This is a genomic window from Pantoea sp. Seng (assembly GCF_009829935.1).
GTDB lineage: Bacteria > Pseudomonadota > Gammaproteobacteria > Enterobacterales > Enterobacteriaceae > Pantoea > Pantoea communis.
Genome location: NZ_SZZV01000005.1, coordinates 220,679 through 241,650, shown reverse-complemented (window position 1 = coordinate 241,650; position 20,972 = coordinate 220,679). Strand labels below are relative to the sequence as shown.

Genomic DNA, 20,972 nt, shown 5'->3' with positions numbered 1-20,972 from the left:
ACTGTGCAGCACTCAACGCATTAGTGATCGTAGCGAAAGCGGAATTTTTCTTGTTCAGCTGCGGCTTTTTCCAGGATCCACTGACGAAAGGCGGCTATTTTACCCAGTTCTGCCTGGCTGTCATGACAAACCAGATAAAAAGCGTTTTTACTGACTAACACGTCATTAAATGGACAGACCAGCCGTCCAGCTTCAATTTCACTCTGCGCCATCACATTATTAGCCAGCGCCACGCCCTGGCCGTGAATCGCCGCCTGCAGCACCATCGCGCTATGACTGAAAATTGGCCCCTGCTGCACATTAATGTGCTGCAATCCTAGCTGACGGATATAGGATTGCCAGTCGCGGCGCGAAGCATCATGCAGCAGCGTAAAGTGTGCCAGATCGGCGGGCGTTTTAAGCGGATGGTCGCCAGTCAGAAACATGGGCGAGCAGACCGGAAGCAAATATTCGGCATACAGTTTCTCAACGCGCAGACCCGGCCAGTTACCGCGCCCATAGAAAATCGCCACATCAACATCATCGGCCAGTTTCTCTTCATCACGGTCCACCGCCTGAATACGCACATCGATGCCCGGATAAGCCATATTAAAGCTGGAAAGACGGGGTACCAGCCATTGAATGGCAAAGCTGGGCAACAGACTGACGGTTAAGGCACCCTTCGCGCTGCGCGCCTGAAGTTTACGCGTCGCATCGTTGATAGCCGAGAAGATCTCTTTAATATCCAGATAGTAGCTTTGACCTTCTTCTGTCAGTAAAAGCGAACGATTCCTCCGTCGAAATAGCTTAAGACCGAGGAAATCTTCCAGAGATTTAATCTGGTGGCTAACAGCTGCCTGGGTGACAAACAGCTCTTCAGCGGCTTTTGTAAAGCTTAAATGGCGGGCTGCAGCATCGAAGACGCGTAAAGCATTAAGCGGTGGAAGGCGTTTAGACATGGTTTTCCATCAGCGGATTCACAAGGTAACAGTCCGACTTATACAAGGTCGTTACGTATTAGTTATTTTAATCCGAGACATTATAATTTGTCCGTTGAGGAAGCTCCAGCAAATACCTATAGTTGCCGCACTTCCTGAGCCGGAACGAAAAGATTTCTGGAAACGTGCGAGAGATCGCAGACTTTTGGAGAGCTTTTGGCTTGTGGTCGTGATGTTGTGTTTGCATTTTGATCTGACGATTGCAGATCAAGCTTTTAATTCCTGTAGATTTACCCTGTCTGTCCAAGTGATTTTATGCAGCACCGCAAATTGCGGTGCTTTTTTTTGTCCTACACATCCCTGTGTACCCCTTTCGGGCCGTCACTGAAGCGACGTAAAAATTTCTCCGGGAAATTTTTGGCTTGCTGCTTACTGCCCCATCTCAACCATCTCTTTCACATCTGTACGATTGATCTGCTGCTCGTTGCCATTGGCATCTTTATAACTGATCATACCGGTTTCATCGTCAACTTTCGGTTTCCCGTCCGCTACAATGGTGCGACCATCATTGGTATGCATGACATAATTGCTGGAACAAGCAGCCAGGGTAAAGGCCATGGTACACACGGCCAGCACTGCGGCGAGTTTTTTCATCTTCTATCTCCTTGCAGATTGATTGCATTAAACCACCCGCAAGCGCTGACCAGAGGCAGCAAAAAGTGAAATCGACTGGTAAAGGTCGATTCGTTATGCGGGTTGCGGTTCAAACCTTGCAATAAATAGCATAACGCGCTTTTCCAGCTTTGCCAGCGAATCGGCCGGGTTTCAGCCTGGTCCTAAAATTGAATACAGTGGGTTTCGTATGACCATCTTCTCCCCAACCGCCTTCCGTGCGCAGTTTCCGGCATTAAGCGATGCGGGCGTTTATCTTGATAGCGCAGCCACTGCCCTGAAGCCTCAGGCTGTGATCGACGCCACATCGCAGTTCTATAGCTTGAGCGCAGGCACCGTGCATCGCAGCCAGTTCAAATCAGCACGCGACCTGACAGAGAAGTATGAACAGGCGCGCGGCCGGGTGGCCAAATGGCTGCACGCGGGCGATGACCGTCAGATTGTCTGGACGCGTGGCACCACGGAGGCCATCAATCTGGTGGCGCACAGCTGGCTGGCACCGCGCTTACAACCTGGCGATGAAATCGTAGTCAGCGAAGCCGAGCATCACGCCAATCTGGTGCCGTGGTTAAAGGTGGCACAAGCCGCAGGCGCGAAAGTGGTGAAATGGCCGATTGGCGCGGATCGTCTGCCCGATATTCGTCTACTGCCTGATTTGCTAAACGCACGCACTAAGCTGCTGGCGATTGGGCAGATGTCGAATGTCACCGGTGGCTGTCCGGATCTGGCACAGGCGATTACCCTGGCACATCATGTTGGCGCCAAAGTGATGGTAGATGGCGCACAGGGCGTGGTGCACGCGCCCCCCAACGTTCAGGCGCTGGACATCGACTTTTACGCCTTCTCCGCGCACAAGCTGTATGGCCCAATGGGGATTGGTGCGCTGTACGGCAAAGCCGAGCTGCTGGAAGAGATGGATGCGTGGCAAGGCGGCGGCAAGATGTTAACGCACGTCGACTTTAATGGCTTCACGCAGCAGGCGGTACCGTGGCGATTTGAAGCCGGCACGCCCAATGTCGCGGGCGTGGTGGGCCTGAGCGCGGCGCTGGAATGGCTGTCGCATCACCACGCTGAAAAAGCAGAGATGTGGAGCCAGCAACTGGCCAGCCTCGCCGAAGAGCAATTAGGCGAGATTCCCGGCTTTCGCAGTTTCCGTTGTGGTAATGCCAGTTTGCTGGCGTTTGATATCGCGGACATTCATCACAGCGATATTGTCACTCTGCTGGCAGAGCAGGATATTGCGCTGCGTGCCGGACAGCACTGTGCACAGCCATTAATGGCGGCACTGGGTGTTAGCGGCACCCTGCGCGTATCATTCGCCCCCTATAATAATTTGCAGGACGTGGATGCGCTGGTGCGCGCCATGCATCATGCCGTAGACCTGTTGAGTGAATAACGTTATGACCACCCTGATCGGCCCACATCCGTTTGGCGATGTGATTACTGAAGCCAGCCTGACCGAAAAATTTTCCCATTTTCATCAGTGGGAAGATCGCTATCGCCAGCTGATCCAGCTCAGCCGCCAGTTACCCGCTCTGGAAGATGACGTGAAGACGGCAGAGATTGAGCTGAGCGGTTGCGAAAATCGTGTCTGGCTGAGCAGCCAACGGCTACCCAACGGCAAACTTCACTTTTACGGCGACAGTGAAGGCCGCATCGTGCGCGGTTTGCTGGCGGTGCTGTTGACGGCGGTGGAAGGCAAAACGCCAGCCGATCTGTTAGCACAAGATCCGCTGGCGTTGTTTGATACTTTAGGCCTGCGTGCGCAGCTTAGCGCCTCACGCAGCAGTGGCTTAAAAGCGTTGGCAGATGCAGTGCAGCGCCACGCGCGCGCGCATCAAGCAGCCTGACGCGCCGCGCGTGCGAGGAATTTCTTCAACGCGTGCGACACCGCGATAAACCCGAAAGTGGCGGTCACCATGGTGGCCGCACCGAAGCCCGCCGCACAATCCATACGTTTCGGGCCTTCTGCGGTGCTTTTGGAAGTACAAACACTGCCATCTAGCTGAGGATAAACCAGCGCCTCAGTGGAAAACACGCAATCAATCCCTAACTTGCCTTTGCTGTTCTTCACCACACCAAAGTCGCCTTTCAAGCGCTCACGCAGTTTTGCCGCCAGCGGATCCTGAATAGTTTTGGCTAAATCGCTGACCTGAATCTGCGTCGGATCGATCTGCCCGCCCGCACCGCCAGTGGTGATCAATGGAATCTTGTTACGACGACACCAGGCAATCAGCGCGGCTTTAGGGCGCACACTGTCAATTGCATCAATCACGTAATCAAAACCGGCTGACAGCATTTCAGCGGTGTTATCCGGCGTGATGAAATCATCAATGCAGATCACTTCGCACTCAGGATTTATGGCGCGAATACGCTCCGCCATCACCTCGGTTTTCGCTTGTCCTACTTTTCCTTGCAGGGCGTGGATCTGGCGATTGGTGTTGGTAATGCAGACGTCGTCCATATCGATCAGCGTGATTTTACCAATCCCGGTGCGCGCTAACGCTTCGGCGGACCACGAACCGACACCGCCGATACCAATCACACAAAAATGGGCGTCGGCAAAACGCTGCAGCGCCTCTTCCCCATACAGACGTGCCGTACCGCCAAAACGTTGCCGCCAGGCATCGCTGACTACTTTCATATCAAACCTTTTGATGCGGTGCGCATGAATACGCACCCTACAGAAACAGTGATGGACGCATTGGATCGCGAAGACTGGCGACCCATGGCAAATCAGCTGAATACTCCCGCTGATTTGCCGCAGGGAAGAATATCAATTCGCCCCGATAATCAGTGAACCATTATTGCCATTTTGCGGATTGCTGAACAGCGGCTGTCCTGCACCTGGCGCGGCTTTCAGCACCCAAACGCGGCCATAGTGATTATAAAATCCGGCAAGATGCGCAGCGTCTGGACCCACACCCTGATAGATGTCGAAGTGCTGACCTTTAATCGCCCCACCCACATCCAGTGCCACCATCAGGCGCATCTCATACTTGCCGTTAAATTTGCCCTTCTCGTTCAACTGCGGCACTTCGGCTAACAGCGCCGTACCTGCGGGAATCAATGAACGATCGGATGCGACAGACGCTTTGGCAATCAAAGGCACTGCGCTGGCACCGCGCACCGGCACATACTCTTCTGGTTTAAAGAACACGAACGATTGGTTGGTCTCCAGCACGTCACGCACCTGCTCCGGCGTATGTTCCTGTGCCCACTGGCGAATCGCCTGCATCGACATATCTTCTCGCTTCACTTCACCACGATCGATCAGTTCTTTGCCGATACTGTGATAGGCCCAGCCATTTTTGCCGCCGTAGCCGAAGAAGCGCAGCGGGCGACCGTCGCCGAAATCAACGTAGCCGCTACCCTGCACGTCCATCATAAAGTTGTCGATCAGCGAGTTGCTCCAGGCAATCACGTAACGATCGTCAAGTCCGCCACTATATATAGAAGCACGGCTCGGCAGCTTCTGACCGCGCGTGCGCGGTGGCATGCGATAAATGGGATACTGGAACTCACCCTGACGCGTGTAGCGCGCTTCCACCACAGGGGTGTAGTAGCCGGTAAACTGCACGTTACCGTAATTATCGGTGCCTTCCATCTGATAAGCGTTAAGTCCGAACTGGCTCAACTGACGGGTATCGGCACCGGAGAGCAGCCAGTTCTGAATAGCGCTGTAAGTGCCGGTGTTGCGGCTGTATAAGCCACTGGAGGCACTCTGAATCTGCTGAATCTGCACACCAAAATCTCTGCCATTCACCGGGCGCCCTTTGGCATTCGGTTCATTGACCAGCCCAAGCGGTTGCTCCAGCTTGCCATCAATATATTGCTGACCACGGTCAGTCGGTTTAGAACTACAACCTGCTAACAGCGCGAGAAACGCGCCAGTAAGTGCATACTTCGCCCAATGTCCTTTCATCACTTTCTCTTTTTCTCGGTTGTTTGCACCGCGACGATAGCAAAGGGGCAGAGAGAATGAAATCCGCCACGAGTTACCGCGCTCACATCTGTACAATTAATCGCCCAATGGCACTATTAATCACCAACTGGCTGTAAATTTAAGGCTTTAACACAAAAAGGGGTTGCATCGCCGCGCGTCGAGAGTATAGTGCGCATCCACGGACGCGGGGTGGAGCAGCCTGGTAGCTCGTCGGGCTCATAACCCGAAGGTCGTCGGTTCGAATCCGGCCCCCGCAACCAATTACAGATAAGCACCTTAACGGGTGTTTTTTTGTTTTTGGCTTCCGGTAAAAAAAGCGGCGCAGTGGCCGCCCTCCTCTCAGCGACGCGCCAGCACCGCACCTTTATCGAAATACGCCTTAATCCCATGCAGAATCGCCTCAGCCACCTGATGCTGATAACGCGGCGTGCGCAGCTTACGCTCCTCCTCCACATTACTGATAAACGCGGTCTCCACCAGAATCGACGGAATATCCGGGGCTTTGAGCACCGCAAACCCCGCCTGATCCACCGTGCGTTTATGCAGGTGATTAATGTGGCCCATGCGCGATAACACCTCTTTGCCGAACTTAAGGCTGTCGCTGATGGTCTGCCGCTGCACCATATCGAACATGGTGTGATCCAGATAGCGGTCACCGCTCATGCTCACCCCACCAATCAGATCCGATTCGTTCTGGGTTTGTGCCAGGAAGCGCGCTGCGGTTGAGGTTGCGCCGCTGGTCGAAAGGGCGAACACCGACGAACCGCGCGCCGCACGGCTGGTAAAAGCATCGGCGTGAATCGAGACAAACAGATCGGCGCGCTGTTTACGTGCTTTCGCTACCCGCACGCGCAGCGGGATAAACACATCCTCGTTGCGCGTCATATACGCCTTCATGTTGCGCTCTTTGTCGATCAGCGCCTTCAGATAGCGACCAATCTTCAACACAATGTCTTTTTCGCGCGTTTTGTATTTGCCATGCGCACCGGGATCTTCGCCACCGTGGCCGGGATCGATCATGATGATGATCGGACGATCGCGCCCCGCTTTGCCCGGCAAAGGTGCTTGCGCCGGTTGATCGCGCTCAAGATCGCCCTGGTTGTAATCGTTCAGTAACGCCAGTAGCGGATCCTCTTCCGGCGAGGGCTGGCTCGGATAGAGATCGACCACTAAGCGATGTTTGATGCCCGCAACCGGTGCCAGCGTGAAGATCTTCGGCGCCACGTTGCGTTTCAGCTCCAGCACCACCCGCACCGTGTTGGCATCAAACTGGCCAACTCGCGCATGTTTGATATAGGGATCGTCAACGCGCACCTGCTTATCCACCCCTCTCAGGACCGGATTGATATGCAGGTTATCGATGTCGATCACCAGACGATCGGGATTGCTCAACGTGAACTGTTTGTACTTGAGGGGGACGTTCGACTCCAGCGTCACGCGGGAGTAAGTTGACGAAGGCCAGATGCGCACCGCCACAATGTGCTGACTGGCCGCCAGCCCGGTTCGCGTTACGCTTAATAGCATGAGCGCACCCGCGCCCTGCAATAATCGTCGTCGTGTAAAAGCCTGGGACATGCCGCTCCAACTGCCGTGTAGTGTCTAAAATATCGTCAATTGACGAGAGGAAGGCGAAAACTTTGCTTAGCAAGCCGTGGGTTGTTTTGCCAGAAAAACCAGATAATGCAGGCTGTTAGCATGGGTTGCATCAGGAAAATCGTAAAGTAACGTCAGGCCCGGCGCTTGCAATAGCCGGCAAAAGAGCATAAAAATACACAAATTACGAATAAACATTCACAGAGGGTTTGCCGTGAAGGAACGTAGTACTGAACTGGTTCAGGGTTTTCGCCATACCGTTCCCTATATAAATGCCCACCGTGACAAGACCTTTGTCATTATGCTTGGCGGCGAAGCTATCGAGCATGAGAACTTTTCCAGCATCGTTAACGACATTGGCTTGTTGCATAGTCTCGGCATTCGCCTGGTGGTTGTCTATGGTGCCAGACCGCAAATTGATGCCAGCATGGCCCAGCAACAGCTGGAACCGATTTACCACAAACACACGCGCGTAACCGATGCCCAATCACTGGAACTGGTGAAGCAGGCTGCAGGACGTTTGCAGCTGGATATCACCGCACGCCTGTCGATGAGCCTGAATAACACCCCGCTGCAGGGCGCGCACATCAACGTGGTAAGCGGTAACTTTATTATTGCCCAGCCGCTGGGCGTCGATGATGGCGTCGACTACTGCCACAGCGGCCGTATTCGTCGTATTGATGAAGAAGCCATCCATCGTCAGCTGGATAATGATGCCATTGTGCTGCTCGGCCCAGTCGCGGTGTCGGTGACCGGTGAAAGCTTTAACCTGACATCAGAAGAAGTGGCCACGCAGTTGGCGATTAAGCTAAAAGCCGAGAAAATGATTGGCTTCTGCTCTGAACAAGGCGTCACCAACCGCGAAGGTATCATTATCTCTGAGCTGTTCCCCAACGAAGCGCAGGCGCGTATCGATGAGATGGAGAACGACGGTGATTTCCTGTCAGGCACCGTGCGTTTCCTGCGCGGCGCGGTGAAAGCCTGCCGCAGCGGCGTGCGTCGTAGCCACCTGATCAGCTATCAGGAAGATGGCGCATTGATTCAGGAACTGTTCTCGCGTGACGGTATTGGTACGCAGATTGTGATGGAGTCCGCTGAGCAGATTCGTCGCGCCACCATCAACGATATTGGCGGCATTCTCGAATTGATTCGCCCGCTGGAGCAGCAAGGCATTCTGGTGCGTCGTTCGCGCGAGCAGCTGGAAATGGAGATCGACAAATTCACCATTATTCAGCGCGATAATCTGACCATCGCTTGTGCTGCACTCTATCCGTTCCCGGATGAGCAGATTGGTGAAATGGCCTGCGTGGCGGTGCATCCCGATTACCGCAGTTCTTCACGCGGTGAGCTGTTGCTGGAGCGTGTGGCGCTACAGGCACGCCAGATGGGGTTGAAGAAGCTGTTTGTGCTGACCACCCGCAGTATTCACTGGTTCCAGGAACGCGGCTTTACGCCGGTGGATATTGAATCACTGCCGGAGAGTAAGAAGCAGATGTATAACTATCAGCGCCGTTCGAAAGTGTTGATGGCGGATTTGCGCTAACGGCGGGGAATGCCAGCTAGCGTGGTTAAAGGCAGTTAAAGGCAGTTAAAGGCAGCGTAGGATAGGTTTCGCTAAACGGTCTGGAATTGCCCAACGTCTTAAACTGGTAACGTTGTCAGGATGCGCATCCACGCGCATCCAATAAAACATCTGCATTGCATGCGGTCGGTTTCTTTACCGACCTCAACTCTCGCTCAGAATGACTCTCCGCTTAACCGGTCCAACAATCCGCTGCGACGCTGAGTGCGTAATTGCACCGCACGACGAAATACGCCTTCATCGCTGTAAAGGGTTAACTGTTTGCGCGCACGCGTAATGGCGGTATAAATCAGTTCGCGGGTGAGTACCGGTAAAAACTGTGCCGGCATCACCAGCGCGGTATGGTCGAACTCCGATCCCTGCGATTTATGCACCGTCATCGACCAGGCCGTATCATGCGCCGGTAACCGGCTTGGCTGTACGGCTTTGATGCTGCCATCCGGCAACGGGAAGAAAACTTTCAGCAGCCCTTCATCATCAAACAGCGTAATGCCAATATCGCCGTTAAACAGCCCAAGCGCGCTGTCATTGCGAGTCACCATCACCGGACGGCCCTGATACCAGCGGCTCCCCCCCAGCGGACGACGAATCAGCTGCATCTGCATCAGTTTTTGCTCAATACGCTGATTTAATCCCTGCACGCCAAACGGCCCTTCGCGCAATGCGCACAGCAGCTGATAATGCCCAAATGCGTGCAGAATCTCTGCGGGCTGTGCTCGCTGGCTCACCAGCCGCAGGAATGGACGGTAGCCTTCCGCGATAGCATTCAGCATTGCCTGATAGGCCTCGCCATCATTGAGTGGCTGGCGTGATATATCGCTGAAGCCCGCGTTAAATGCCGCCTCAACCGCCTTTGGCTCACCGGCATTGACCGCAGCCGCCAGCTTGCCGATGCCCGAGTTAGCATCAAAGCGATAGCTCTTGCGTAGTAGGCAGATGGCGTCGCGCACGGCTGGCGCGCTGTCATCATCGTGGCCTTCAACCTGGCAACCGGTTAACGCACTCAGCTGGGCTGCACGCGCGACGCTGTATCCCGCTTCCGCACAGCGGCAAATATCGCCCAGTACCGCACCGGCTTCTACTGACGCCAGCTGATCGCGGTCACCAAGAAAAATCACGCGCGCCTGGGGTGGCAGTGCGGCGATGAGATTGGCCATCATGCCCAAATCAACCATTGAGGCTTCATCCACCACCAGCACATCCAGATGCAGCAGGTTACCGGCGTGATAGCGCAAGCGCTGGGTTTCGGGCTGGGCACCTAGCAAACGGTGCAGCGTGGTAGCTTCCGCTGGGAAGCGTTGGCGCTCAGTGTCGCTGACCGGCAGTTTTTGCAGCGCTTTACCGAGCGATTCGGTTAAACGCGCCGCCGCTTTGCCGGTCGGGGCTGCCAGTTGAATGCGCAGTGCACCCTGGCTCAGGCGAATCAATGCCGCCAGCAATTTTGCCACGGTGGTGGTTTTCCCGGTGCCTGGGCCGCCGGAAATGACTGCTGTTTTCTGCGTTAGCGCCACCGCCGCCGCGATTTTTTGCCAGTCATCGGGTTCAGTACCAAACAGGTTATCCAGTACCGCACGCACCTCTCCATCAGGAAATGCCTGCGGAGCAGACTGCGCCTGAAAGAAACGCGCCACCTGCCCTTCATGGTGCCAGAGACGATGCAGATAAAGACGGCCTTCGGTCAGTACAATCGGTGCTGCCTGATCGTTGTTGCTGTTGCTCAGAGCAGGCCAGCCAGCCAGAATTTGCGTCCAGTCCTGCGGCTCGCCCGCCGCCAGCCAGATGGCCTGCGCCAGTTCAGGATGGCGGCCATTGAATAACCCTTCACGGCTCAGCTGTGACAGCGGTAAGCAGACGTGCCCCTCACCCGCTTCCGCGCTGAGACAGGCAGCCGCCAGGAGGCGTGCTGGCTGCGTGTCATCCGCCAGCAACAGGGCGAACTGAACATCCAGTGAGCGCAGCAAACGCAGCTCAACCGCCTGTTGAAGTAGCGCTGTAATGCCACTCATGCCGAGGCTCCCTGCCCGCGAAACAGGCTATCCAGTTGTGAAACAAAATCCAGAGTTGGCCGTGTGTGGAATACGCCGTTGGCCGGTGAAGTGCCATCCATGCCACGCAGGAACAGATAAAACACGCCGCCAAAGTGCTGCTCGTAGTCATAATCTGCCAGGCGATGTTGAAGATAGCGATGTAGCGCCAGCGTGTAGAGTTGATATTGCAAATCATAGCGGTGGTCGATCATCGCCTGTCTCATCGCTGCTGGCGTATAAGCTTCGTGGCTGTCGCCCAGCCAGTTGGATTTGTAATCCAGCAGGTAATATTTGCCTTGCCAGCGGAACACCAGGTCAATGAAGCCTTTCAACATGCCCTGTACCTCACGAAAATCGAGCGGCGGCGCATCGGACGATAAAGCATCCTGACGGATCAGCGCATCCAGATCATTCGCGGTCAGCAAACCGTCAATCGGCAAGTAGAAGCCCATCTCCACGAGTCGATCGCCGGTCTGTACCTGACCGAGCTGTATCCCCTGATCGTTGAGCGGCGTACTCACCACGCGCGCAATCCAATCCGTCAGTATCGGTTGCCAGTGTAATGGATACCCATTCTGCTGCAGATGTTGCTCCAGCAATGCGGCCGTGGGGGGATGTGGGAAATCGAGAGATTCGAACAGTTCATGCAGGAAAGTCCCCGGCGCGGCGCCGCGCGGGAAATGGTGCGGTGTCAGTGCAGCTTCAGCGATCTCTTCCTGCTGTTCTTCGCCTGCGGCTTCCAGGTCAAAACTCGGCATCACATCTAGCAGCCGCTGGCTGCCATGCTGCTGCAAACCGGAGTAACTGGTGACACGCCAGGGTTCCACCAATGTACGGCTGACGGTGCGGGCGGCCAGCGCGTCATGAGCGGCATCAGGCGCCTGCCAGCGTTCGGCTTCCTGATCCTGCACGCGCATCACTTCAGTGCCCGCGACATTGATCTGATTGAGTAACATGTCCAGCTGTTCCGCTGTCGCCGCTTCACCGCGCTGCAAAAGATGGCCCAGTGCGCTTTTATGCAGATCGCTCTCGCCTTCTTTTTTGCGCGTGCCGCGAAACAGCGGTGCCACACCTACGCTACAGTGATACACCGAACGGGTAAGTGCCACGTACAGCAAGCGCAGGTCTTCGGCCAAACGCTCCTGCTCGGCCATCGCCAGGCTTGCATCATCTGCCTGCAGATCCAGCACCGCCTCAAAGTTGTCGCGATCGTGATACAGCGCGGTATCTGCCTCGCGGAATCCGGCAGCGAACGGCAGCCACACCAGCGGATATTGCAGACCTTTTGATTTATGGATAGTGACGATCTGCACCAAATGGCGATCGCTTTCCAGACGCAATTGCTGGCTGGACGACTGGCTGTCCGGGCTGGCTATCTGCTGCGCCAGATAACGCACCAGCGCGTGCGGGCTGTCGAGCTGCGCCGCCGCTTCCTGCATCAGTTCACCCAGATGCAGCAAATCGGTCAGGCGGCGTTCGCCATTTTCTGAGGCGAGCAGGTTTTCCGCAAGCTGGCGTTCCTGTATCAGCTGGCGCAGCATCGGCAGTACGCCGCGCTGCTGCCACAGCAGTTGCCAGCGGGCAAAAGTCTCTACCAGCTCATCCCAGCCTCGCGCATCCTGATCCAACGCATCCAGCTGTGCCGCATCGAAGGCAAACAGCGAGGTAGCGAGCGCCGTGCGCAGCATGCGCTCCTGCTCGGGAGCCAGCACCGCCTGCAGTAACCACAGCAACTCGCGCGCTTCGGGCGTGGTATAGACGCTGTCGCGGTTCGATAAATAAACCGAGGGAATGCCAAGCTGGTTAAGTGCTTCGCGGATCAGATTGGCTTCGTTGCGGCTGCGCACCAGCACCGTGATATCCGATGCCTGCACCGGGCGTTGCGCGGCCGCTTTACCCAGCAGCGCACGCTGTTGCTGCCCCGCCTGTAACCAGTGGCTGATATCCGCGGCACACTGTCGCGCTAACGCCTGCTGATAATCGCCTACGCTGCACCCGTCGCCCGGCAGCAGCCAGAAACGCAGTGCCGCCTGATCCTGGTTATCCAGTGTGAGAGAAAGCGTCTGATTTGGCTCTGCGAAGTGCACCGGCAAGAAAGGGATAGCATCAAAGACAAAAGGCGCTTCGAGCCGATTGAACAGCTGATTGACGCTCTCCACCATTGCTGGCGAAGAGCGCCAGTTGGTGTCGAGGGTGTAATGCGCGCTCACTTCATTGCGCGCGCGGATATAGGTAAAGATGTCTGCGCCACGAAAGGCGTAAATGGCCTGTTTTGGATCGCCAATTAACAGCAATGCATGGTCAGGCTGATTACCGTACAGCGTACGGAAAATACGGTATTGCTGCGGATCGGTGTCCTGGAACTCATCAATTAACGCCACCGGGAAACGCTGACGAATCGCCTGCGCCAGCATTTCTCCTGCAGGCTGCTGCAGGGCATCATCCAGTCGGCTCAGGAGATCATCAAAACCCAGCAGCGCCTGCTGGCGTTTCTCTTTCCGTACGGCGGCGCGGATATCCACCAGCGCGCGCGCAATCAGCAAATCGCGTAGTGAAATGGGCTGAGTCAGAAACAGGTCGATGGCCGCAAACAGGGCATGGTGCGGAGGATGGCCTTTTTTGGTTTTCTCCCCCAGCACCCGTTGACCAAAGCGCGCCAGCTCTGCGGGCACCTGATAATCCAGGGTTTCACTCTGTGCCCAGAAACTGACTTTATTCACCCACACCGGCAGATTTTTACTGCTGTAGCTGCGTTTGTCCACGTCGGACTGCCCCACCAGCGTCAGCACCTCTTCACCCACCGCGCGCCACTCGGCTTTCATCGCGTTAATACGCGCCAGGTTTTCGTTGTGGCGCATCGTCAGCGTTTCGTCGTCAGCGGGCGCTAAACGCAGGTTAGGTGATTCGCCTTGCAGCCACGGCCGCAACGTCGCCAGCAATTGCTCCGGACCACTCCACTCACTGACAATCACGCGGGCGATATCCAGCGAGAGTGGATAACAGTGGCGACGCCAGAAATCGGCAGTGGCCTGACGCAGCAGCTGTTGTTCATCTTCAATCAGCTGCTGTTCAAACAGCATGCCGGATTCAAAGGCGTTGAGATTGAGCATGCGCTGACAAAAGCCGTGGATGGTAAAGATCGCCGCTTCATCCATCTGCCGCTCTGCAGCCAGCAGTAGCGATGCCGCTTCTGCAGGTTGCGGCATCTCCAGTAGCAACTGCATCAGCATCGGATTGCGGCTGGTACCGCGAATGCAGGCCAGCCGCAGCTCATGGATGTTGGCACGGATACGTCCGCGCAGCTCTGCGGTGGCCGCCTCAGTAAAGGTCACGACCAGAATTTCTTCGACCGACAGTGGCCGGGCATAGGCATGTTGCCCGCCCAGCCCCAACAAAAGCCGCAGATAAAGCAGACCAATAGTGAAGGTTTTACCGGTTCCAGCAGACGCCTCAATCAGCCGCTCGCCACGCAACGGCAGCGTCAGCGGATTGAGCGGTTCTGGCGGCTGAATCAGACTCATTGCGCGTCACTCTTAACCGGCAGGGATTGCTGTAGCTTCTCCACCTGATCCCAGGTCGTGAAGCCCGGCAGAGGTGCATAATCATCTTTGGTGGCGCCATCGTGGCTACCGCCAATCTGCGAAATCATCGCCATACCCTGCTGTTCCAGCACCGCTTTATGGAAGAAATCGGCCACGCCCTGCGGCGTGAGCTTTTGAATCTGCTCGATGGCTTTTTCACGGGTATCGAAAGCAAAATTCTGCCGGTTGAAGTCACGGCTGTAGCGATTCGCTTCTTCATCAAGCGTTTGCGGGCGCTGTTTTAAGTCATTGATCAGCGCCTGCTGATACTGGGCAAAATCTTCCGGTTTCATGTCGCGCAGGCGTTGCTCAGCCTGCGGATAAAACGCCTCAAAGCGCTGCATCAGATAGGCTGGCTGCTTGCTGTTGCTTTGCAGCAGGAAGCCAATCCCCCACTGGCGACCAATCGGCATCTGATACGAGAACACCGCATAGCCCAACTGTTCCTGGGTGCGCAGTTGGTTATAGAACCAGGGTTGGACAATCTGGCTCAACATGGTGCTGTTGGCCATGCTTTGATACTCGTCGTAACCCAGTGGCACGTAGAGTGCTGCCAGTGCTGAATCCGTGCTGCTTCCTGCGGTTTGCAGGTTGGCCTTCATGGCTTTATCGATCACCACGTAATCGCTGTGCCAGTAACTGTGACCATCGCTGTGCAACTGCTGTTGCAGATCGGTGCCCAGCTGTTTAACGCGATCGGCGGAGAGGTTGCCCACCACCATCATTTCCGGCGTGGCGTTGCGCAGTAAGGCATCACGGTAATCCGTCACGTCTTTCAGCGTCAGATCTTTCACTAACTTGCGGCGCGTCTCACGCTGGGTATACGGCAGCTGTGACAGCATCTGCATCGGTTGAATCGCCTGCTCGAAGGCTTTGCCCTTCTCGGCGGCTTCCAGTCGATCCAGATACCAGGATTTTGCCTGTTCCAGCTGCTGTGCATCAGGCTGGAAGCTGGCGTAACCCTCAACCAGTTTTTTCAGCAGTTCCGGTAAACGCTGGGTAAAGCCACTGGCGCTAAATACGATGCCGTCATCTTCTCCAGTAGAGAAACTGATGCCGCCCACCGATGCCTGCGAGTTCAACTCATCCAGCGCCACGCTTGAGAGATAATCATTCAGACCAAATAACACCTGCTGACGCGCGTCGCTTATTGCCGCTTTGTTGCGCAGTGCCAGAGTAATGGCTGCCTTTGGTTCACTGGCGTAGAACTGGCTTGGCATCCAGTAGATGCGCATGCTGTCACCGTCGGTCAGCGCCACCGGGTGCGTATACGTTTTGCCATCACCAGGCATAATGGAGAAATCCGAAGGGATATACGGATTCAGCGTCGGCATCGACAGTTGAATCTGCGTGCCGCGCTGCTGCCAGTCACTGAACTGTGTATCACTGATTTTATCGACCTGGTAAGGCGCATTGACAAAATAGGCTTCTTTGTTGTGCGGCTCATTCGGGCTGATATACCAGATGCGGGCATTTTGCGGTGTCATCTCATCCAGACGAGATTTGATTGCCGCAGGGTCAAAGTTATCCGCGAGATAAGGTGCATCCAGCGTATGATCCACTGGCACGCGCAGCATGGTATCCACTAACCATTCAATATAATCCATGTCACGGGTGATCGACGGATAGCGGAAATCCAGCGCCAGCACATGCGACACCTCATCGAAATAACCCTTATCGATGCCTTTACTACGCAACATGTCGAGGTAGCTAAAGATCGCCGCCACCACTTCATCACGCTGTGCCAGGCCTTTGTCGGTCAGGGAGACCGTGATGGCAAACACGCCGCTGTTGCGGTCCGTCATCGGATCGGCACCGGCATTCACACCGTCGGCCAGCCCCTGCTTTTGCAGCCAGTCGTTAAGGGTGTTTTTACTGCGATTGCCCAGGATGTAACTGATCAACGTATCGGTTTTGCTGCGGAACTGGTCGCTGTTGTTGGCGATGCGGAATTCAACTTTAAGCTGTTTTCGCGGTTGGGCAGGCACGTAGTGGATGATGATGCCTTTCTGCGCATCGGTCACCACCGGCACTTCGATTTTCGGTACGATGGCCTGATGGTTAGCCACTCGTCCAAAAGTCTGGACGGCAATGTCGGCCATCTCTGGCAGCGATTTGTTGCTGTATATCACCGCTTTCATCAGATTGGCGGAGTAGTGGCTGTGATAAAACTCGGTCAGCGCCTGATGCAAATTGCTGTCGGGCTTATCGCGCAGCGTATCAAGGTTACCGCCTGAGTAGCGGGAAGCTGGATGCGCTGGATTCAGAGTTTCCGCCCCGACCTGCGCCATACGCAGGCCGTCGCGCGAACGCGCCATAGTGAGCTCTGCATTAACTGCATGACGCTCACGATCGGCGTTGACCGGATCGAGCAAAGGCTCTGCAATGGCATCGGCCAGACGATCCACCGCCGGTTGCAGTGCATCGTTTTCCACTTCCAGATAGAACGCGGTGCGATAAGAAGCGGTGCTGGCATTGTGACTGCCGCCGTGCTTTTTCAGGAATTCGGCCAGATTATCCGGTTGCGGATAGCGTTTTGAGCCCATCAACACCATGTGTTCGGTATAGTGCGCCAGCCCTAGCTGCTGATTCGGATCGTCCAGCGAGCCGATAGGCAACGTCAGTGCGGCCAGTGATTTAGGCGCTTCTTTGTCAGACACCAGCAACACCGTCATACCGTTAGTCAGCGTGATGGCCTGATAACTGCGCGGATCGTGATCGCTTTTTCGAATTGTTTCATTGATGGGCTGCCAGCCGCGATCGCTATCGGCAAAGGCATTCAGCGCCAGCATGCTTAGCAGCAGCGCTCCCATCCAGCGTGCGTAAATCCGCATTTAAACCCCTTTCTTTACCCTTTACCGCTGGCTGTGTGCCCAGCGGCGCAATAGACAACTTTTTATGATTTTGGGAACACCCGCAAAAGCGGCGTTACCCAATTGCTATTCATCATCTTGATGCGCAAGGCGCACCGGTAAATACCACTGGCGAGCGGCGGCAACAATTACCTGCACCGCCTCATCATCCAGCGTCCGGCTCAGGCGCTGCAGATAAGGATCGCTGCCTTCGCCCTCCACCTGAAAACCACCCTGCCAGGCTTGCAGCAATTTGTTCAATGCCTTTTTCTGCGTGGCGTCATCGTCCAGCAACTGGCCGGATTTTCGATCAAAACTGGCATCCAGCCACGCGCCACCCGATTTGTTCAGCAACATCAACGGTTCCGTCATCCCCGCCTGATAAGCCGTCACGTATTCGTTCAACAGTGACAGCGCAGACTCAGCGTCGATGGCTTTAAAACGCCAGCGGCTTTGTTTGCGCCCGTACATGCGGCTTTCTCCTTTGCCGCCCAGCGCGCAATAAACCAGATGCTCCAGCCACAATAGCAGACCATCGTTCATGTTCAGCACACCCGGACGCCAGCGTAACAGTCCATCAGCTTGCACCTGGGTTAACCAACCGGTCAACTGCACCCCATTCAGCGGCAGATTGATTTCCCAACTCTCTGAGGGCTGACGCTGTCCACTCACTTCCGCAGCCACTTCCTGCATCTCTTCGGTCTGGCTCTGCCAGAAAAGTTCCCCAAAAGCACCATAAGGCAGATTGCCCGCAGCGCGATGACGCGCATAAAGCTGCGCGGGATCCTCACCGTTGACCAGGGTATTCAGTAGCTGCGCATTGATTTGATAACGCTCCAGACTATCTGGCGCAAACGGCTCGCTGTCCGGCAATTCGCTCTCTTCCATCCAGAAAGCCACGCCCAGCCGCTGTTGGAACCAGGCCCGTACCGGATGACGCCAGAAGCGCAGCAATTGCTCAAGCGAGAGCGTTTCCAGCGGCAGTGGCGGCAACCGTTGCACAAAGTCTGGCTGTGCCACGCCACTGTCGGTAGCAGCAGGCAACCACTCTGCGGCGAAGCTCTGGCCGTAAGCGTCAGGGCGGAAGTTCTCCGCTGCAAAGGGCATGCGGCTGTGGAGCTTCTGTAAATGCTCACGTACACGCTGCTCGCTGACGTCGGGTTCGCACGCTTCATCGCCTGGCAGACAAAAACTCTGACCAAGATAATCCACCAACTCTGTCACCAGCACTGAGGGATAACGCTCGGTGTTGTCCTGAATCGCGCGGCCGATATAGCTGATGTAGAGCTGATGCTGTGCCGAAATCAGGGCTTCAAGGAACAGGTAGCGGTCATCATCACGGCGGCTGCGATCGCCTTTGCGTGCCTGCTGCTGCATCAGGTCAAAACCGAGCGGCGCCAGCGTGCGTGGATAGACACCATCGTTCATCCCCAGCAAGCAGACGACTTTGAACGGAATCGAACGCATTGGCATCAGGGTACAGAAGTTTATCGGCCCGGCCAGGAAGCGCTGACTGATACGCTGCTGATCGAGGCGCGAGCGCAACTCATCACGCAGTAAGGTGACGGGAATCGGTTGCTGATAATCAGCCTGCGTGCCCTGCTCAATAATCTGTTTCCACTGGGTTTCAACCAGCAGTAATGCTGCGTCGCTTTCGGCATCGCCGTTGAAGAAGCTGTCGATCAGCTCGCGGCACAGCGGCAACCACTCCGGTAGCGTACGCTCGCCAGTCAGTCGGGTGCGCCACGACTCTAAGCGAGAGAGCAATTCGGCCAGATGCCCGGCCAGTTCGGCAATCAATCCGCTGGATTCGTCGTAAGGCAGAATGCCCTGCCAGTCACCGTTGCGGCTTTCCAGCGCGTAACCCAGTAGCATGCGCTGCAGGCCAAAGCGCCAGGTATGTTGACCGGTGGCAGGCAGTGCCAATGCTTCGACGCTGGCATCATCCAGCCCCCAGCGAATACCGGATTCCATCACCCAACGGCGCAGCAGGCGCAGACCGCTTTCATCCACCGAGAAGCGCTGCGCCAGCGCAGGCACTTCGAGCAGTGCCAGCACTTCTTCGGAAGCAAAGCGGCTGTCTGGCAGCGCCAGCAAGCTCAATAAGGCCAGAATCGCCGGATGTGCCTGGCTGGCGCGGCGATCCGAGATGGCAAACGGCAGATAACGATCCGCAGGCGCACTGGCAAACGCCGCCTGAATGAAGGGCGCGTAGCTATCGATATCCGCCACCATCACGATGATGTCGCGCGGTTTGAGATCGGGATCGGCCTCCATCAGCGCCAGCAGATGATCCTGTAACACTTCCACTTCACGCTGAGCGCTATGACATACCTGCAGCGTGATGGTGCGATCATCAGGGTCGAGCACCCGTTTTTTGTGGCTGTTACCCAGTTCATCGGCGTGCAAACCGATCACGGCGTGGTCATCCAGGTTGAGCAGGTCGGCTTGCAGACTGTGTAGCAGGCTGTCCTGCGGCATCTCAACAAAGGCATCAATATCGTTAGCGGCGGATTCCATCTGACTCAGCAGAAACAGATTATCGCGCCCCAGTTTGCCCCACGAGGCCAATAACGGATTGGTGAGTTGTTGCTCGCCGAGTTCATTGAACAGCGTCGGAGCTGCTTCGGGATCGCGGAACAGCGGCTGTGCTTCTTCAGACTGCATGCGGCGACGTTTGCGGCTCTGCAATTTGGCGAGGAAAGCGTAATCCTGAATATCGCCCCAGTAGTGGCGGCAGGGGTTGGTGAACAGCAGGTGAATATCGATATGGCGGCCAAGCGCTTCCAGCGCCTGTAAATACACCGGCGGCAGCGCGGAGATACCACAAATAAACACGCGCTGCGGCAATCCCGCCGGTGGCGTTTCGGCCTGCTCCAGCGCATGGATAAAGCGCGCATACAGGTTGGCACGGTGCCACATCGGCTGGCCCAATTGTTCAGTGAACGCCACCAGATCGCGCCACAGCGGTGCCTGCCACTGTTGGGCATCGCTCAAGCCGTCGATGAGTTCTCCGCGCTCCCAACTGTTGAGCCAGTCAGATCGATACACCAGATACTGGTCAAACAGATCGGCCACGCGGGCGCTGAGCTGATAAAGCTTGCGCTTGTCATCGTCATCATTGAGGTAGTGACGCAACGGCTGAAAGGCCTCCTGCTCCAGCAAGGTGGGCAAGCGATGCATCAATTTCCAGCTCATGCTGGCTTTAGTGAAAGCGCTCTCCTCTGGAATGCCGGGCAGCACTTTGACAAACATGTTCCAGATAAAGGTCGCAGGGAGCGGAAAGTCGATATTCGCTGCAATACCAAAACTGTTTGCCAGTTCCATCTGCAGCCACTGCGCCATGCCGGGGCTTTGCACCAGCACCTGTTCGGCCGCGAACGCATCGTTCAGCGGCTGGTTTTCAATCAGAATTCCTGCCAGATTTTTCAACAGATCAAGCTGATTAGAGTGGTAAACCCGGAACATAAATCTCCTTGAGAGGGAAAACAGCGCAGCCTGGTCACTCTACCCTGTATCGCTAACGATGCCTATCGCCGAGGTCACCTTAGTGACAATTGAGCTGGGCCAGACTGGCACTGCGCTGTTGCGAGCCCGTCACCGTGATACGCTCCAGCACGCATCCTATGCCCACACTCTGCTGCTGACGATCGATCTGCCAGCCCGCCACCTCACGCCCCAGCAAGGCTTGTCCGGCAACCTGCCACGCCTGGCGCTGCTGCCACTGTTGACTAAACCCTAAGGCCAGCGCGCGATGGTATTGCAACAGCATGCTGATGGTCATCGCCAGCAGCAGCATCGC

General features: G+C 55.8%; 13 protein-coding genes and 1 tRNA gene. 4 read left to right on the top strand and 10 right to left on the bottom strand.

From position 1 onward, the window contains the following. Positions 1 to 20 precede the first annotated feature (20 nt). Positions 21 to 938 carry a transcriptional regulator GcvA gene (locus FD737_RS07110; RefSeq protein WP_045816412.1) on the bottom strand — a complete coding sequence of 306 codons (918 nt, stop codon included), beginning with the start codon at positions 936 to 938 and terminating at the stop codon, positions 21 to 23. A gap of 408 nt (positions 939 to 1,346) precedes the next feature. After that, entirely contained in the window at positions 1,347 to 1,571 is a 225-nt protein-coding gene (locus FD737_RS07105; protein ID WP_034823084.1) for a YgdI/YgdR family lipoprotein, read from the bottom strand. A gap of 208 nt (positions 1,572 to 1,779) precedes the next feature. Between FD737_RS07105 and csdA the strand changes: the two genes are divergently transcribed. Continuing rightward, positions 1,780 to 2,985, top strand: coding sequence for a cysteine desulfurase CsdA (gene csdA / locus FD737_RS07100; RefSeq protein WP_097117982.1), 1,206 nt, complete (start codon positions 1,780 to 1,782; stop codon positions 2,983 to 2,985). A 4-nt stretch (positions 2,986 to 2,989) separates the two neighbouring features. Further along, entirely contained in the window at positions 2,990 to 3,439 is a 450-nt protein-coding gene (csdE, locus tag FD737_RS07095) for a cysteine desulfurase sulfur acceptor subunit CsdE (RefSeq protein ID WP_097117983.1), read from the top strand. Here csdE and tcdA read toward each other — a convergent pair. Continuing rightward, complete coding sequence (tcdA, locus tag FD737_RS07090; protein WP_034823088.1) at positions 3,427 to 4,233, bottom strand: tRNA cyclic N6-threonylcarbamoyladenosine(37) synthase TcdA; 807 nt, start codon at positions 4,231 to 4,233, stop codon at positions 3,427 to 3,429. The two genes, csdE and tcdA, sit on opposite strands and share 13 nt — an antisense overlap. Positions 4,234 to 4,365: 132 nt before the next feature. Next, positions 4,366 to 5,514 (bottom strand): murein transglycosylase A, encoded by a 1,149-nt coding sequence (gene mltA / locus FD737_RS07085; RefSeq protein ID WP_034823090.1) that lies wholly within the window; start codon positions 5,512 to 5,514, stop codon positions 4,366 to 4,368. A 204-nt stretch (positions 5,515 to 5,718) separates the two neighbouring features. On the opposite strand from mltA, the gene FD737_RS07080 reads away from it, so the two are divergent. After that, positions 5,719 to 5,795: transfer RNA gene (locus FD737_RS07080), tRNA-Met, on the top strand. Positions 5,796 to 5,874: 79 nt separating this feature from the next. On the opposite strand, the gene amiC is transcribed toward FD737_RS07080, so the two are convergent. After that, positions 5,875 to 7,110 carry an N-acetylmuramoyl-L-alanine amidase AmiC gene (gene amiC, locus FD737_RS07075; RefSeq protein WP_034823092.1) on the bottom strand — a complete coding sequence of 412 codons (1,236 nt, stop codon included), beginning with the start codon at positions 7,108 to 7,110 and terminating at the stop codon, positions 5,875 to 5,877. 232 nt (positions 7,111 to 7,342) lie between these two features. Here amiC and argA point away from each other — a divergent pair, with 232 nt between their 5' ends. Next, a complete protein-coding gene (gene argA, locus FD737_RS07070; protein ID WP_160833099.1) occupies positions 7,343 to 8,671 on the top strand; it encodes an amino-acid N-acetyltransferase in 1,329 nt (442 codons plus the stop codon). 194 nt (positions 8,672 to 8,865) lie between these two features. On the opposite strand, the gene recD is transcribed toward argA, so the two are convergent. From recD to FD737_RS07045, 5 genes are all read right to left on the bottom strand, one after another. After that, positions 8,866 to 10,716, bottom strand: a complete 1,851-nt coding sequence (gene recD / locus FD737_RS07065; protein ID WP_160833098.1) for an exodeoxyribonuclease V subunit alpha — start codon at positions 10,714 to 10,716, stop codon at positions 8,866 to 8,868. Then, positions 10,713 to 14,258: an exodeoxyribonuclease V subunit beta gene (gene recB / locus FD737_RS07060; RefSeq protein ID WP_160833097.1), complete on the bottom strand. Its 3,546-nt coding sequence runs from the start codon at positions 14,256 to 14,258 to the stop codon at positions 10,713 to 10,715. Before recB ends, recD begins: the two co-directional genes overlap by 4 nt. After that, the gene (ptrA, locus tag FD737_RS07055) at positions 14,255 to 17,152 is read right to left on the bottom strand and encodes a pitrilysin (protein ID WP_160833096.1); all 2,898 of its coding nucleotides are present in this window, start codon (positions 17,150 to 17,152) and stop codon (positions 14,255 to 14,257) included. Before ptrA ends, recB begins: the two co-directional genes overlap by 4 nt. A gap of 105 nt (positions 17,153 to 17,257) precedes the next feature. Next, entirely contained in the window at positions 17,258 to 20,638 is a 3,381-nt protein-coding gene (gene recC, locus FD737_RS07050; protein ID WP_160833095.1) for an exodeoxyribonuclease V subunit gamma, read from the bottom strand. A gap of 79 nt (positions 20,639 to 20,717) precedes the next feature. Beyond that, on the bottom strand, positions 20,718 to 20,969 hold the full coding sequence (locus FD737_RS07045; protein ID WP_160833127.1) for a prepilin-type N-terminal cleavage/methylation domain-containing protein: 252 nt from the start codon (positions 20,967 to 20,969) through the stop codon (positions 20,718 to 20,720). Positions 20,970 to 20,972 lie beyond the last annotated feature (3 nt).

Bases quoted from the DNA above. Each gene is read 5' to 3' on its own strand.
- FD737_RS07110 (WP_045816412.1), bottom strand. From the start codon at position 938: ATGTCTAAACGCCTTCCACCGCTTAATGCTTTACGCGTCTTCGATGCT.
- FD737_RS07105 (WP_034823084.1), bottom strand. From the start codon at position 1,571: ATGAAAAAACTCGCCGCAGTGCTGGCCGTGTGTACCATGGCCTTTACC.
- csdA (WP_097117982.1), top strand. From the start codon at position 1,780: ATGACCATCTTCTCCCCAACCGCCTTCCGTGCGCAGTTTCCGGCATTA.
- csdE (WP_097117983.1), top strand. From the start codon at position 2,990: ATGACCACCCTGATCGGCCCACATCCGTTTGGCGATGTGATTACTGAA.
- tcdA (WP_034823088.1), bottom strand. From the start codon at position 4,233: ATGAAAGTAGTCAGCGATGCCTGGCGGCAACGTTTTGGCGGTACGGCA.
- mltA (WP_034823090.1), bottom strand. From the start codon at position 5,514: ATGAAAGGACATTGGGCGAAGTATGCACTTACTGGCGCGTTTCTCGCG.
- amiC (WP_034823092.1), bottom strand. From the start codon at position 7,110: ATGTCCCAGGCTTTTACACGACGACGATTATTGCAGGGCGCGGGTGCG.
- recD (WP_160833098.1), bottom strand. From the start codon at position 10,716: ATGAGTGGCATTACAGCGCTACTTCAACAGGCGGTTGAGCTGCGTTTG.
- recB (WP_160833097.1), bottom strand. From the start codon at position 14,258: ATGAGTCTGATTCAGCCGCCAGAACCGCTCAATCCGCTGACGCTGCCG.
- ptrA (WP_160833096.1), bottom strand. From the start codon at position 17,152: ATGCGGATTTACGCACGCTGGATGGGAGCGCTGCTGCTAAGCATGCTG.
- recC (WP_160833095.1), bottom strand. From the start codon at position 20,638: ATGTTCCGGGTTTACCACTCTAATCAGCTTGATCTGTTGAAAAATCTG.
- FD737_RS07045 (WP_160833127.1), bottom strand. From the start codon at position 20,969: ATGCTGCTGCTGGCGATGACCATCAGCATGCTGTTGCAATACCATCGC.